This window comes from Streptomyces sp. ST2-7A, from assembly GCF_021390475.1.
Taxonomy (GTDB): Bacteria; Actinomycetota; Actinomycetes; order Streptomycetales; family Streptomycetaceae; genus Streptomyces.
In genome coordinates, this window is the sequence record NZ_JAJUWS010000028.1 from 22,310 (window position 1) to 36,273 (window position 13,964).

The 13,964-nt window shown below is 70.3% G+C and carries 11 protein-coding genes; 5 read left to right on the forward strand and 6 right to left on the reverse strand.

Annotated features, from left to right (window positions below; translation table 11 throughout):
* Positions 1–35: 35 nt before the first annotated feature.
* Positions 36–2,729: a glycoside hydrolase family 48 protein gene (locus LZF96_RS17370; RefSeq protein WP_233873019.1), complete on the reverse strand. Its 2,694-nt coding sequence runs from the start codon at positions 2,727–2,729 to the stop codon at positions 36–38.
* A gap of 329 nt (positions 2,730–3,058) precedes the next feature.
* Here LZF96_RS17370 and LZF96_RS17375 point away from each other — a divergent pair, with 329 nt between their 5' ends.
* The gene (locus LZF96_RS17375) at positions 3,059–4,897 is read left to right on the forward strand and encodes a glycoside hydrolase family 6 protein (protein ID WP_233873022.1); all 1,839 of its coding nucleotides are present in this window, start codon (positions 3,059–3,061) and stop codon (positions 4,895–4,897) included.
* 187 nt (positions 4,898–5,084) lie between these two features.
* On the opposite strand, the gene LZF96_RS17380 is transcribed toward LZF96_RS17375, so the two are convergent.
* The 3 genes from LZF96_RS17380 to LZF96_RS17390 all read right to left on the reverse strand — a co-directional run bounded on the left by LZF96_RS17380 (position 5,085) and on the right by LZF96_RS17390 (position 6,757).
* A complete protein-coding gene (locus tag LZF96_RS17380) occupies positions 5,085–5,417 on the reverse strand; it encodes a type II toxin-antitoxin system PemK/MazF family toxin (RefSeq protein WP_267941031.1) in 333 nt (110 codons plus the stop codon).
* Positions 5,411–5,647, reverse strand: a complete 237-nt coding sequence (locus LZF96_RS17385) for a hypothetical protein (protein WP_233873028.1) — start codon at positions 5,645–5,647, stop codon at positions 5,411–5,413. Before LZF96_RS17385 ends, LZF96_RS17380 begins: the two co-directional genes overlap by 7 nt.
* Before the next feature lie 102 nt (positions 5,648–5,749).
* Positions 5,750–6,757, reverse strand: coding sequence for a YafY family protein (locus LZF96_RS17390; protein WP_233873031.1), 1,008 nt, complete (start codon positions 6,755–6,757; stop codon positions 5,750–5,752).
* A gap of 110 nt (positions 6,758–6,867) precedes the next feature.
* Between LZF96_RS17390 and LZF96_RS17395 the strand changes: the two genes are divergently transcribed.
* From LZF96_RS17395 to helR, 3 genes are all read left to right on the forward strand, one after another.
* Complete coding sequence (locus LZF96_RS17395; RefSeq protein WP_233873034.1) at positions 6,868–7,464, forward strand: DinB family protein; 597 nt, start codon at positions 6,868–6,870, stop codon at positions 7,462–7,464.
* Positions 7,465–7,680: 216 nt separating this feature from the next.
* Entirely contained in the window at positions 7,681–8,613 is a 933-nt protein-coding gene (locus tag LZF96_RS17400) for a PASTA domain-containing protein (RefSeq protein WP_233873037.1), read from the forward strand.
* 368 nt (positions 8,614–8,981) lie between these two features.
* Positions 8,982–11,138, forward strand: coding sequence for an RNA polymerase recycling motor ATPase HelR (gene helR / locus LZF96_RS17405; protein ID WP_233873041.1), 2,157 nt, complete (start codon positions 8,982–8,984; stop codon positions 11,136–11,138).
* Positions 11,139–11,690: 552 nt separating this feature from the next.
* Here the strand turns inward: helR and LZF96_RS17410 are convergent.
* Complete coding sequence (locus tag LZF96_RS17410) at positions 11,691–11,981, reverse strand: hypothetical protein (RefSeq protein ID WP_233873044.1); 291 nt, start codon at positions 11,979–11,981, stop codon at positions 11,691–11,693.
* Positions 11,982–12,147: 166 nt separating this feature from the next.
* Positions 12,148–12,423 carry a hypothetical protein gene (locus tag LZF96_RS17415; RefSeq protein WP_233873047.1) on the reverse strand — a complete coding sequence of 92 codons (276 nt, stop codon included), beginning with the start codon at positions 12,421–12,423 and terminating at the stop codon, positions 12,148–12,150.
* 500 nt (positions 12,424–12,923) lie between these two features.
* On the opposite strand from LZF96_RS17415, the gene LZF96_RS17420 reads away from it, so the two are divergent.
* Positions 12,924–13,847 carry a S1 family peptidase gene (locus tag LZF96_RS17420; protein WP_233873050.1) on the forward strand — a complete coding sequence of 308 codons (924 nt, stop codon included), beginning with the start codon at positions 12,924–12,926 and terminating at the stop codon, positions 13,845–13,847.
* Positions 13,848–13,964: the final 117 nt, after the last annotated feature.

The following is a 13,964-nucleotide window of genomic DNA, read 5'->3' on the forward strand; positions in this document are numbered from 1 at the left end:
GACGTCACCCGCCCGGGAACGCCGGCACCGCGGGGTCACTCGTCGCCGAACAGGTCGGCGTAGGTGCCCAGGGCCATGGCGATGTCCGCCTGCGCCCAGAACCGGTGGTACTCGAAGACCGGCTCCGGTCCACCGTTGAGGTACGCCTCGACCTTCGGCCAGTCCGGGTCGTTCTCGTAGAAGGACCGGATGGAGAGGAAGGTCGAATCGGAGTCGATGACGTCACCGTTGGGCATGGTGCCGCTCCACCCCGGCGGGACGTAGACCTCCTGGTCGAACCGGGAGTAGTCGCCACGGCTCTCCGGGACGGCGATGCCGATGTCGTCGCGGTGCTCCCAGAGGGCGTCCAGCAGGCCCTTGCCCGCGTCCCGGGCGGCGGTGTCGCCGGTGGCCGCCGCGTAGAACAGCAGCGCGTTGGCGAGCGAGCCGGTGACGCCGACGTCCTGGTTGTGGCCGGTGACGGTCACGCTCAGGCCGTTGTTCGCGCCGGGGTTGTTCGGGTTCCAGTTGTCCGGCTGACCGGACCAGGAGAGCGTGGACGGGATGGAGAAGTCACCGTTGGTGCCGATCTCGATCTCGCCCAGGACCCAGTCGACCCACTTGTCGAGGACCTCGCCCGCCATCTCGTCGCCGGTCTCCCAGTACAGCTCGGCGACCCGCTGCATCGACCAGGCCTGCATGCCGAACCACTGGTTCGACGGCGGGTCCCGGTAGACCGGGGCCTCGTCGTAGAACATGCCGTAGAAGGTGGCGGTGCCGGCCGGCGGGGCGTCGTAGGAGCCCTCCCAGCTGTTGGTCACGCCACCGGCGATACCGCCCTCGCGGGACTGCAGCCAGCGGTACAGCTCGACCTGGCGCTGCAGGCTGTTGGCCCAGTCCTGTCGTGCGGTCGGCGAGTTCGGGATCAGGTCGGGGTCGGTGCTCAGCGCGTAGGCGGCCATGGGGTTCTGGTAGCCGAAGTGCGAGTGGCTGCCGCCGATGCGCCAGGCCCAGCCGGCGGAGGAGTCCAGCGCGCCGCCCCAGGCGTAGTACCAGGACAGCAGGTAGTGGGCGCTGTCGCGGCCGGAGCCGGCGGGGCAGGTCTGGGCGTTGGTGCAGTTGCCGATCCGCTTGAAGTACTTGTCGAACAGGGCGTAGCGCAGGTAGTCACCCATCTGCGCGGCCTTGGCGACGGTACCGGCGACGGCGGCGCCGTTGCCCTGCTCCTCGGCCCAGCGCTTGGCCCAGAAGGCCGCCTGCACGGCGCGGGCGTCGGCGTCGGGGGCGTTGGTGTAGCGCCACTGCTCGGCGTAGGCGTCGTCCTGCACGTACAGGTCGAGGTAGCCGTTGGGGCCGCCGAAGGAGAAGTCCTCGCAGGACGGGTGCGGGACGGTCTCCCAGACCGACTCCTGCGAGCCGCGCTGGAAGGTGTTGATGAAGGACGGGCCCTCGGTCTCGGGACCACCGGCGCACGGGGCGCCGGGCGCGTTGCCGAAGCCGTAGACGTTGTCCACGTCCTGCAACCAGTGCATGCCGTAGATCTCGCTGGTGCCGTAGGTCGAGGACAGTTCGGCGGCCAGCGGGTCGCTGCCGACCGGCACGTTCGACTGGAGCGCCGACGGGTACATCGAGGGGTCCGGGTGCTCGGCGGCGTAGGTCGCCGGGCTGGACGGGTTGTAGAAGCTGTTGGTGGGCTGGTCCGCGGTACCGGGGATCATGTACCGCTCCATGGTTCCCCAGGCCTCGTTGAAGGGGCCCCAGTCACCGGTGATCTTCCCGTACATCGCCTGCAGCCAGATGAGGTAGCTGTAGGCCTCGGAGGTCGTCTCGTGACCGTGGTCGGGCGCCTCGACGTTGAGGGTCTCCACCGCGTGGTACGGGATGCCCTCGTCGGAGAAGTAGCCGTTGGCCGGGTCGGTGACCATGGCGTGCAGTTCGAGGAACCGCTCCTCGTACTCGCCCGTGGCCTCGCTCAGCAGGGTGACGGTGACGTTCACCGGGTCCAGGCCGGGGGCGCTCGCGGTGACCACGGCCGAGCCGCTCGCGGAGGCGGCGGCGGAGACCGTCACCTGCTGCGGGGTGTTCCAGTTGGCCGGGGTGAAGGTCAACGAGGTGCCGGAGGAGACGCTCACACCGGTGTCCCCGGAGCTGCGGGCCACGGAGACGGAGACGTTGCCCTGGGGCTGGTTGGACAGCCGCAGGCCGAAGGTCGCGGTGGAGCCCGCGGCGACGGCGACGGTGGAGGGGGTGGCGATGATGGAGGGGGCGGTGGCCTCCTCGCCGCAGGTCACGCCGTTGACCCGGAACGAGGTGGGGGCCTCGTTGGAGCCGGAGTAGCTGAAGTTGCCGCCGAAGCCGGTGGAGCCGCGGGCCGGGATGCTCCGGTTCCAGTCGAGGTTGGAGGCGGTGACCGTGCGGCCGGACTGCGACCACTGGGCGTTCCAGCCCTGCTGGAGCCGCTGGTTGCCGCTGTAGTCGTAGGTGAGGGTCCAGCCGTTGATGGCGGTGGACCCGAGGTTGTTGATGGTGATGTTGGCGGTGAAGCCGGAGCCCCAGTCGTTGACGTTGTAGACGACGTCACAGCTGAGCTCGTTGGCCTGCGCGGTGCCGTTGAGCGCGGTGGTGAGGGTGAGGGGCATGGCCATCGCGGCGATGGCGGCGACGGCGATCCGTCGGGTGGGGCGACGTCTGCGCCCCGGTCCGCCGTCCGGCGGCCCTCCGGTGGGATCGGTGGTGCTGCGGAAGCGCATGGACGGTCCCTTCCGTGCGGCTCTCATGGGGGGGTGTACCCGGGATGTACGGGTGCTGGGGAAGCGAGCGTCGGCCGGTCTCGGCTGACGTGAGCATGGAAACCAGTGGGAGCGCTCCCAAGGATCGGGGGAACCCCCGAACGCGTCAATACTCTTGACACAACCTCAGCTCAAAGGCCTGGTTAAGCCCCTGGTGGGCCGTCAATTCTCGAACAACCCCTTGGCGGGAGGCGGTTGTTGCGGCTACCTTCCCTTCAACCAGTGGGAGCGGTTCCACCAGCCAGGCGCCCGGGACGGCGCACCAGAAGACACCTCCTGAGAGGACCCCAATGAGCCGCACCAACCCCCCACCCAAGCGGCGCTTCACGCAGCGCACCGCCATCCTTTCCGCCACCGCGCTGCTCGCGGCCGGTGTCGGGGCAGGCGGCCTCATGCAGGGCACCGCGTCCGCCAACGCGCTCGGTTGTTCGGTGGACTACTCCACCAATGACTGGGGCTCCGGCTTCACCGCCAACATCACCATCAACAACGGTGGTTCCGCCGCCATCAACGGCTGGACCCTCACCTACGCCTACAGCGGCAACCAGCGGCTCCAGCAGGGCTGGAACGCCCAGTGGTCGCAGTCCGGTTCGAACGTGACGGCCTCCAACCTCGACTGGAACCGGAACATCTCGGCGGGCTCCTCGGTGAGCTTCGGCGGCAACTTCAGCTACTCCGGCTCCAACGCCGCCCCGACCTCCTTCTCGGTCAACGGCGTCAACTGCTCCGACGACGGCGGCTCCGGCGGCAGTGACGGCGGGAACGGCGGGAACGACGGGGGCAACGGCGGAAACGACGGCGGGAACGGCGGAAACGACGGCGGGAACGGCGGGAACGGCGGGACCAACCCGCCCCCCGGTGAGCGCGTCGACAACCCCTACGTGGGCGCCGGCGTCTACGTGAACCCCGAGTGGTCCGCCAACGCGGCCTCCGAGCCCGGCGGTTCGGCGATCGCCCACCTCCCGACCGGTGTCTGGTTGGACCGCATCGCGGCCATCGAGGGCTCCGGCCAGGCGGGCAACCGGACCATGGGCCTGCGCGAGCACCTCGACGAGGCGGTCGTCCAGGCGCAGGACCACGACAACTTCGTCTTCCAGGTCGTCATCTACAACCTGCCCGGCCGTGACTGCGCCGCCCTGGCGTCCAACGGTGAGCTCGGGGCGGAGGAGCTCGACCGCTACAAGGACGAGTACATCGCCCCGATCGCGGACATCCTGTCGGATTCGAAGTACTCGGACCTGCGGATCGTGGCCGTCATCGAGATCGACTCGCTGCCGAACCTGGTGACCAACGTCGGCAACAGCGAGGGCGCCACCGAGATGTGCGACCGGATGCTCGCCAACCGGGGCTACGTCCGCGGTGTCGGCCACGCGCTGGCCACCCTGGGCGCCATCCCCAACGTCTACAACTACATCGACGCCGCCCACCACGGCTGGATCGGCTGGGACAGCAACTTCGTCCCGTCGGCCCAGATCTTCCGTGAGGCCGCCGGCGCCGAGGGTGCCACCCCGGCCGACGTCCACGGCTTCATCACCAACACCTCCAACTACAGCCCCACCGTGGAGCCGTACTTCAAGGTCACCGACACGGTGAACGGCGTCAGCGTGCGGCAGGCGGAGTTCGTCGACTGGAACGACTACGTCGATGAGCAGAGCTTCGCGCAGGCCCTCCGTCAGGAGCTGGTCCGTCAGGGCTTCGACAGCGGCATCGGCATGCTCATCGACACCTCCCGCAACGGCTGGGGCGGCCCGAACCGTCCCACCGGCCCGGGCCCGATGACCAACGTCGACGCCTACGTCGACGGCAGCCGGATCGAGCAGCGATTCAACAAGGGCAACTGGTGCAACCAGGCCGGTGCCGGCCTCGGTGAGCGCCCGACGACGGCCCCCGCTCCGGGGATCGACGCCTACGTGTGGATCAAGCCCCCGGGGGAGTCGGACGGTGCCAGCCGCGAGATCCCGAACGACGAGGGCAAGGGCTTCGACCGGATGTGCGACCCGACCTACCAGGGCAACGCCCGTAACGGCTTCAGCCCCTCCGGCGCCCTGCCGGACGCCCCGGTCGCCGGCCACTGGTTCTCGGCCCAGTTCCGGGAGCTGCTGGCCAACGCGTACCCGCCCGTGAACTGACCTCCGCCGAGGTCGGTGCCGTCGGCGGGCCCCCGCCCGCCGACGGCGACAGGTGACGGGTGAGAAGAACAGCCCCCTGGTAGTCGGAGCCCCGGTCCCCCCGGACCGGGGCTCCGGCGCGCCCGGGGGCAGGGGGCGGAGGCGACGGGGCATCGCCCGGGAGAGCCCCGCCCTCGACCGGGTGCGCCTACAGACCGAGGACCAACGCGAGAGCCTTCTCCACCGCACGCATCTCGGCGCCCCCCAACAAGCCCATCCCGCGTCGCAAGCGGGATTTCGCGACGGTGTGCAGGTCGGAGCAGTTCACATATGACTCGTCGTGTCTTCTGAGGTCGGACTCCGGCCCCACCGCCACGTGCGTGGTCTCGGCCTCCCGGGTCCCCGTGACAACCGCCACGGTGACGGAAGCGAGAGGGCCGGCCACACGATCGACCGTGAGCACCATCACCGGATGCGGCCCGATGGGTTGTGGCAGGGCACACGCCCATACCTCCCCTCGAAGGGCCGCACAACTCACCATTCCATCTCGTCCACCGCACGCAGTTCCTCATCCGTGGGCGCGGTAACACCATCCGGCAGCGGGGCTCCTCCCTCCCCGTAAAAACCGCGGATCTCCCGAGCCGCCTTGATCTCCTCCGCCTCGCGGGCCGGCCTGCGCAATCCCTCCCGGAGAGCATCGGAGACGGAGGCCGGCTCCAGGGTGACGAGAACGGTCTCCAGAGCCGCCACCTCATCCGGTCTCAACCGCACTTGCGCGAGCTTCCCCACCCGCCGGCGGTTCCGATCCCGCGCGGCGGCGGTTCCCCGAGCCCTCCGTCCCCCGTGGTGCGCCCCCGCGCGTCGGGAACCGGCTCACTCCCCGTCCCCGACGTCCCCGTGTACCTCCCCGACCGGGGATGATTCCCGGCCGGCGCGGCCGAACCGCTCCGCCCGTTCCCGGACCAGATCGAACAGCTCCGGCGGCTCGACCACCCGGAAGTCCGCCCCCGCCGCGCCCAGCGCCATCAACGGCCACTCCAGGGAATCGGCGGTCATCCGCACCCGGCACCGCTCGGCGTCGATCGCCTCGACCGTGCTCCACGGGCCGATCCGCTCCCGCACCACGGCGACCGGGGCATCGATCACCGCCTCCACCCGGTACGGGCGGGGCAGGTTGTCCAGCTTCCCCCGGAGGAAATCGGCGGCATCGGCGGCCGGCAGTTCCCGGGGACGGAACCGCTCCCCCGTCGCGGCCGGCCCGCTGATCCGGTCGACCCGGAAGTTGCGCCAATCGTGCCGGTCGAGGTCGTAGGCGATCAGATACCAGCGTCGACCGGGACAGACCAGCCGGTACGGCTCCACGTGCCGCTCGCTGCTCCGGGAGTCGGCGGTCGTGTAGGAGAAGCGCAGCCGCTCGGACGCGCGACAGGCCGGCGCGAGAACGGTGAGCACCCCCGGATCGACCGGTGCCGCCTCCGGGCCTCCCCAGTCCACGGGCACCGTCACCGCGCTCAGGGCCTCCACCCGGCTCCGCAGCCGGGAGGGCATCACCTGCACCACCTTCGCCAGCACCCGCACCGAGGATTCGGAGATGCCCTCCACCGCGCTCCGGGCGGCGGTCTGCAGTCCCACCACCAGGGCGACCGCCTCCTCGTCGTCGATGACCAGCGGCGGCAGGACCGCGCCGGCCGCGAGCTGGTAGCCGCCGTCCACGCCGCGCTGCGCGTCCACCGGATAGCCCAGCTCACGCAGTCGTTCGATGTCCCGGCGCAGGGTGCGCGGCGAGACCCCCAAGCGCCCGGCGAGTTCGGCGCCGGGCCAGTAACGGTGGGTCTGGAGGAGGGACAACAGACGCAGCGTTCGGGTGCTGGTGTTCGCCATGCCCCGATTCTCGTGCCGATTGCGGACGGAAACCGGCCTCTATCGATTTCAGGATCATCTCGAAGCGACGGAGCGGGCCGCACGACCCGCCACCAACGAAGGGCGGAGCCATGACCACATACGGGACGACCACGCGCGAGACGACCACCGCGAACCCCACCGAGGGCTCGACGACCGGCACGAGCACCCCGGCGCCGGGGGCCCGCGAGCGCGCCGATCTACTGGAGACCCTGGCGACCCACCGCCACTTCCTGCGGTACACCGCCCGCGACCTCACCGACGAGCAGGCACGGCGGCGCACCACCGGGAGCGAGCTGTGCATCGGCGGGCTGATCAAGCACGTGTCCGCCACCGAGCGCGAATGGGCGTCCTTCATCGCCGAGGGACCGGACGCGATGGGGAACTTCACCGAGATGACCGAGGCCGACCGGGAGCGACGGAACAACGAGTTCGTGCTGCTGCCGGGCGAGACCCTGGCCGGGGTCCTGGAGGAGCACGCCGAGACGGCCCGCCGGACCGACGCGCTGGTCGCCGAACTGCCCGACCTCGACGCCGATCACCCGCTGCCCGAGGCCCCGTGGTTCGAACCCGGTGCCCGCTGGTCGGCCCGCCGGGTGCTGCTGCACATCATCGCCGAGACGGCGCAGCACGCCGGCCACGCCGACATCATCCGCGAGGCCCTCGACGGCGCGAAGACCATGGCCTGACCGTTCCGCGGTCCCGGCCGGGAACGCGGGTTCGGCGGCCCCGGTCGACCCCGGAGCACCACCGAACCGTCCCGCCGGGCACACCGGAACATCACAAAGCGGAATCGGTGCATCGTATTCGCGTATTTGATGGTGCGTCCGGTGATGGAGTGCTCCCTCACGCCACACACTGCGACCGCGAGGCGCGGACCGCAGTTCTCCAGGGGGGAGAACCCGATGATCAAGCGTGCCCGCATACGCCGGTTCGCCGGCCGGATGGCCGTCGGAGCGGCCGGAATGCTCCTGCTCACGTCCTGCTCGACAGCCGGCGCCGAACAGGCTCCGACACCGCGGCCCACCGTCACGGAAACCGTCACGGTGACCGAGACCGTGACGGCGGCCCCGAAGAGCGTCGATCCACAGATCGGCCGGAGCCTGGAGAAGGCCACGCGGGCCGCCGAAGCGGCGGGATACGAGGTCACCGCCGAAAACGCCAACAAGGGGAACGGCACCCCCGCCGACGACTGGCAGGTCTGTTTCGAGGAGATCGGGTACGGCTCCGTCACCTACGGGGCCGTGCGGCCCGGCGCGCTCTGTCCGAAGAAACCCGGCGACGAGGTGCTCTGGCCGGAACTGCCGGAGGTCACCGGCGTCACCTACACGGCGGCCGTGGAGCAGCTGAGCGGGGTCGGGGGGAAGAAGCCGAAGCCGGAATCCGCCTACCTGGATGTCTCCCTCACCGCCGCCGAGGTGAGGGAGAACGGCGACGACTACACCGTCTGCTTCCAGGCACCCGCCGCCGGGAAGGACGTCCGACCGGACACCTCGGTGACGCTGTCGGTGGTGGAGGGTACGACGTGCCCGGCCGGGAACGGTGGCTACCTGGACGAGAAGAACGACCCCTCCTACACCCCGCCGCCGCCCCCGAAGCCGGAGAACACGACCACCGGTGGGGGCACGACCGGTGGGGGCGGCGGTTCCACCGGGAGTGACGGCTCGGATGGAGGAGGCTGGAACGGGCAGTGCGAGCTGATGTCCCCGGCGGGCAACTGTTACAAGGCGGGACAGTTCTGCGCCAACGCGCACGTGGGCATGTCCACCCACGACGCCAACGGCCGGATGATCCACTGCGAGATCCGCGACGACGGTCAGCGCTGGAAGCACTCCTGACCACTCACCCGCCCCGGCGCCCGGGAGTGCGCTCCCCCGCGCCGGGGTGGGGCCGCGCACCGGGGTACCGGGAAAACCCCGCCGGAGGCGCCCGATCGCCGGAAGCGGGCGGGAACGACGAAAGCGAGGGAACACGTGTCCCTCGCCACTCCCAACGTATAGCGCACCCGGGGGCTTGCGGCAAGACCCGGGTGATGCCGCAGAATCTCCGACCTGAGCCGGAACCTGCGAAAACGGGAGATCCACGAAGTGCGTACACCTTTGCCGCCCCACGGGTGGTGCACCCGCGTCGAGCCGAGGTCGGAGGTCGCGCCCCCGGGCCCCGCCGACGCGGCGACCCCGGATCGGAGCCGGTGACCGTGGAACCGATGACCACCGGCGTGTTCGACCTGCCGGGACGCCTCGCCGCCAAGGCGGCTCCGTCGCTGATCTCCGACGACGAACAACACTTCGCGGCCATCGCGGAGACCCTGGAGCGGACGATCGCCGAACTCTCCGACCGCCTCGACGTCGAGCTGCGTGCGCCCGGCGGCATCGGCAGGGCTGCGATGGACCGGGACCTGGAGGTCCACCGCCTGGACACCCGTCTGCGCACCCTGAACCGCTTCGGCCTGGACCTCTGCCTCGGACACATCGTCCGCGCGGAGGACCCCGAGCCGCTGTACATCGGGCGGCTCGGACTCACCGACGACGAGGGCCGGCGGCTGTTGATCGACTGGCGCTCCCCCGCCGCCGAGCCGTTCTTCGGCGCCACCCACGCCAACCCGATGGGGCTGGTGAGCCGCCGCCGGTACCGCTGGACCGCCGGCCGGATCGGTGACTACTGGGACGAGGTGTTCACCGCCGACGGACTGGAGGGACACGCCGCGCTCGACGACCACTCCGCCTTCATCGCCGAACTGGGCGGCAGCCGCTCGTCACGGATGCGGGACGTGCTCGCCACCATCCAGGCGGACCAGGACGCCGTCATCCGGGCGGGATCGCGCGGCGCCCTCGTCGTGGACGGCGGGCCGGGCACGGGCAAGACCGTCGTCGCCCTGCACCGTTCCGCCTATCTCCTCTACTCCGACCCCCGGCTCGGCCACCGGCGGGCCGGTGGGGTGCTCTTCGTCGGCCCGCACCAGCCCTACCTGTCCTATGTCGCCGACATCCTGCCCGGCCTCGGGGAGGAGGGCGTGCGCACCTGCACCCTGCGGGACCTCGTGCCCCAGGGGGCCGGGGCGGTGGTCGAGAGCGACCCGGAGGTCGCCCGCCTGAAATCGTCCGCGGAGATGGTCGGGGCGATCGAGGCGGCCGTCGCGATCTACGAGGAGCCGCCCACCGAGGGGATGACCATCACCACCCCCTGGTCCGGGATCCGGCTGACCGCCGACGACTGGGCCGAGGCGTTCGCGGCCCCGGAACCGGGCACCCCGCACAACGAGGCCCGCGCGCGGATCTGGAAAGCGCTGGTCGAGATCCTGATGGACAGGAGTGGCACCGACGTCCCACCCGAACAGTTCTCCCGGGCGCTGCGGCAGGACCGGGAACCGGCCGACACCCTCCGCCGCGCCTGGCCGTTGATCGAGGCGACCGACCTGGTCGGGGACCTGTGGACGGTCCCCGCCTACCTGCGGCTGTGCGCCCCCTGGCTCTCGCCCGACGAGGCGCGCCGGCTACGACGCGAGGTTCCCGACGCCTGGACCGTGTCCGACCTGCCGCTCCTGGACGCGGCCCGGCAGCGACTCGGCGACCCGCACGCGGCCCGCCACCGGCGCCGGCGCGAGGCTGCCCTCGCCGCCCAGCGGGAACGCATGGCCGGCGTCATCGACAACGTCATCGCGTCCGACCACGACGGCGAGGGCGCGGTGACGATGCTGCACGGCCAGGACCTGCGCGACAGCCTGATCGACGAGAGCGAACTGCCCGACCTCGAACCCGAATCCCTCGCCGGTCCGTTCGCCCACATCGTCGTGGACGAGGCGCAGGAACTCACCGACGCGGAGTGGCGGATGCTGCTGCCGCGTTGTCCGTCCCGGAGTTTCACCATCGTCGGGGACCGGGCCCAGGCCCGGCACGGCTTCACCGAGACCTGGCGGGAACGGTTGGAGCGGATCGGGCTCCACCGGATCGAGGTGGCCTCGCTGGGCATCAACTACCGCACGCCGGAGGAGGTGATGGCGGAGGCCGAACCGGTCATCCGGGCCGTGCTCCCGGACGCCAACGTGCCCACCTCCATCCGACGCGGTGGCGTCCCCGTGCTCCACGGCTCCGTCGGGGAGCTGGATTCGATCCTCGCCGACTGGCTCGCCGAGCACACCGAGGGCACCGCCTGCGTCATCGGCGACGCCGACTTCGGCACCGGCTTCCGGGCACCGTCGTCGCGGGTCCGTTCCCTGACGCCGGAGCTGGTGAAGGGGCTGGAGTTCGACCTGGTCGTCCTCATCGACCCGGAGGGTTACGGCACGGGCGTCGAGGGGGCGGTCGACCACTACGTCTCGATGACCCGCGCCACCCGCCAACTCGTCGTCCTCACCACCCCCTGATCCCCCCGAACCTGATCCCACCGAACCCGCCGATTCGCCCGCCCCTCCGGGGCTCCCGGGTCGGCGGGTCGGGGCGCGGGTACGAGGTGCGGGAAACGGGGGTCATGCGACGGTGGTCCTCCACGGGAAGTCGGCGGGGTCGGTGAAGTGCGCGGTGTGCCCCGTCCCCGGTCTCCCGGACCCCGGCGCTGATCCGGCCGCCGTTGGCGGCGGCCGTCGGCCTCCTCGTGGGAGTCGGCCCGATGGCGTGGGACCACCGCGCGGAAGCCCTCGACCCGATCGCCCTCGACGCCGACGTCCTTGGCGAGGGCGTGCCGAGGCCTCGGGCCCACCCGGCACGTGCCCGGAGCCGAATGTATGGCCCGTGGTTCGGGGACCGGGTCGTCCATTTCCCGGGAAGCGGGTATCCGGATATTCCACCTCGGCGCCGCTCGCACGGGACCGCTTGGGTCTCGACGCCGGGTAACCGAGCGGTGGGTCCCCGTCGCCGCGACGGCTCGGAACCGCCTGCCGCCTCCACCGCCGGCGGCGGCGGCGGGGCCACCCCACCGTCTACCGCACGATGTTCGTGTGATGGATCGCCTCGCGCCCGCTGTCATCGATCTCGAGCACCGGGGTTCTGGTATGTCGTGCGACAGCCGTGTAGACGGCGAGAGTGCGCCCCACTTTGTCGACGGCCCGGATCTCGGCGGGAATCGCGGTCCCGTCCGTGACCCTGATGACGTGCGAACGGTTCTCCGCGTCCATCTCCAACGTCAGGGAAGCCGGCTCCTTCTCCGAGACCGGCGGGGCACCCGTGTTCGCCGAATCCGGTTTCCCGAAGGCGGGTTTTTCCCGGGTCATCTCCACTCCTCACGCGTTCGATCCCGACACGGAGCGGGGTAATCCACTCCGGGGTCCCTCCAACAACCCATCCGGATGAGCCCGGCCCCACTCCGATCGGCTCGACGGTCCGAACAGGGGCGGGCCCGGGAGGGCTCGAGGGCCCGGAGGGGCGGCGGCCGTCCACTCAGTTTTCGGGGAAGCGTTCGAGGAAGCCGATTCCCTCCAGTTCCCGCAACGCATCTTTCAGGTAGAAGCGGTCGTCGGGGTACCGCTCCGCGAGTGAGTCAAAGGTCACCGGCTCCCCCTCGGGGAGGGTGAGGATGTACGCGGCCATGCCGAGCGACGTGCCGTAGCGCAGGCGATCGATGAACTCATTCGAGATGACAGGGTGTTCCCCCGTCTTTCGGGCACGGAAACGAATCACCTCGCGCGGCGGAAAGTCATCCCGGTTCTCACGCATCGAACATCTCCTCTCCTTCCGACCCGGGGGCTCCCGACCGGCACCACCGCTCCGAACGGTTCCGGGGTTCGCACGGGTCGCCGAGCCGACCATAACCACACCTCACGGCCGAAACCCATTTCTCTCACTCGAATGAGTGGATGGCATTTTCCGTGGGCACGGCTCCGAGTGACGCCTCCCCCTCCGGAAACCACGAGTAAACACCGCACCACCGGGCCCCGGGCCCCGGAGGCCGGAGGCCGAAAAACGACACCTCGACCGACCGCACCCAACCCCGGAGACCCACCGACCCCATGCACCCGTCGAGGTGTTCCTCATTCCACGCACACCAGGCCGATATTCACTCTTGTTGAACACGTAACCCCCCTGAATACTCACACTTCGTGACGAGCTTTCGAAAGCCATGGATTTTCGGTCCGCTCATCACTCGACCAACGGGCCATGCGATGACCTGATCCACCGTTCACGAGCGTGGCCCGCTCACTCCCACAGGAGGACGTGTGAGAATCAAGCGCACCGACAAGACGTCCCGTACGCGGCATCGGCGGACGCCCCTCGGACGACTCGCGACCATCCCGCTCGGCCTCGCGGCGGCCCTGGCACTCGTCCTGCCGGGCCCGGCCGCCGCCGAAACCGGCGGAGAGATCACCGCCGACCGGCTCCACGCCATGGCCGAGGCCGTGGCGACGACGAACGTCGGCGGCACCGCCTGGGCGGTGGACGAGGAGAACGGCACCGTCACGGTGCTGGTCGACGAAACCGTTTCGGACAAGGAGTTGCGCCGCATCATGCGCAGCGCCGGCACCGACAACGGGACCCTGGAGGTCGAGGAGGTACCCGGCACCCTCTCCCCCCTGCTCCGCGGCGGTGACCCCATCCTCTCCACTGACGGCCGGCGGTGCACCCTCGGCTTCAACGTCCACGGCGGCGCGTACGGCCTGACCGCCGGCCACTGCACGCGAGGGTACCCCGACTGGTACATGAGCAACGGCTCTGTCAAGTACCTTGCTCCCACCGTCTACTCGAACTTCCCCGGCGCCGACTACGGCTACATCGCCCTCCAAGGTGGTTCCTCCGCCAACCCGAGCCAAGTCATCTGCGGCGGCTCGATCGTCAATATCACCGGCACCTCCAATGCCTACGTGGGTATGCCCGTCACCCGCTCCGGCAGCACCACCGGCTGCCGCTCCGGCTCGGTCACAGGACTGAACTTCACCGTGAACTATGGCGGCGGCGACATCGTTCACGGCATGATCCGCACCAACGTCTGCGCCCAGCCCGGCGACAGCGGCGGCCCGTTGTGGACCGGCAGCTCCGCCGTCGGCATCCTCTCGGGCGGCTCCGGCGACTGCACCTTCGGCGGCACCACCTTCTACGAGCCCATCGGCCGGGCGCTGAGCAACCACGGCCTCACCATCCCCTGATCTCCGACATCCACCGATGGGGACGGTGCCGCTCCGGGTCGGGGTGGCACCGCTCCCAGCCCACAGTCGTCGTACGGAAAAAACCCACGATCCGGAATCTCGGAGAGATGGAACGAT

Excerpts from the sequence above, each read along its gene's own strand:
- LZF96_RS17415 (WP_233873047.1), bottom strand. The coding sequence starts at position 12,423 with ATGCGTGAGAACCGGGATGACTTTCCGCCGCGCGAGGTGATTCGTTTC.
- LZF96_RS17395 (WP_233873034.1), top strand. The coding sequence starts at position 6,868 with ATGACCACATACGGGACGACCACGCGCGAGACGACCACCGCGAACCCC.
- LZF96_RS17375 (WP_233873022.1), top strand. The coding sequence starts at position 3,059 with ATGAGCCGCACCAACCCCCCACCCAAGCGGCGCTTCACGCAGCGCACC.
- LZF96_RS17370 (WP_233873019.1), bottom strand. The coding sequence starts at position 2,729 with ATGCGCTTCCGCAGCACCACCGATCCCACCGGAGGGCCGCCGGACGGC.
- helR (WP_233873041.1), top strand. The coding sequence starts at position 8,982 with ATGACCACCGGCGTGTTCGACCTGCCGGGACGCCTCGCCGCCAAGGCG.
- LZF96_RS17380 (WP_267941031.1), bottom strand. The coding sequence starts at position 5,417 with ATGGTGAGTTGTGCGGCCCTTCGAGGGGAGGTATGGGCGTGTGCCCTG.
- LZF96_RS17400 (WP_233873037.1), top strand. The coding sequence starts at position 7,681 with ATGATCAAGCGTGCCCGCATACGCCGGTTCGCCGGCCGGATGGCCGTC.
- LZF96_RS17390 (WP_233873031.1), bottom strand. The coding sequence starts at position 6,757 with ATGGCGAACACCAGCACCCGAACGCTGCGTCTGTTGTCCCTCCTCCAG.
- LZF96_RS17410 (WP_233873044.1), bottom strand. The coding sequence starts at position 11,981 with ATGACCCGGGAAAAACCCGCCTTCGGGAAACCGGATTCGGCGAACACG.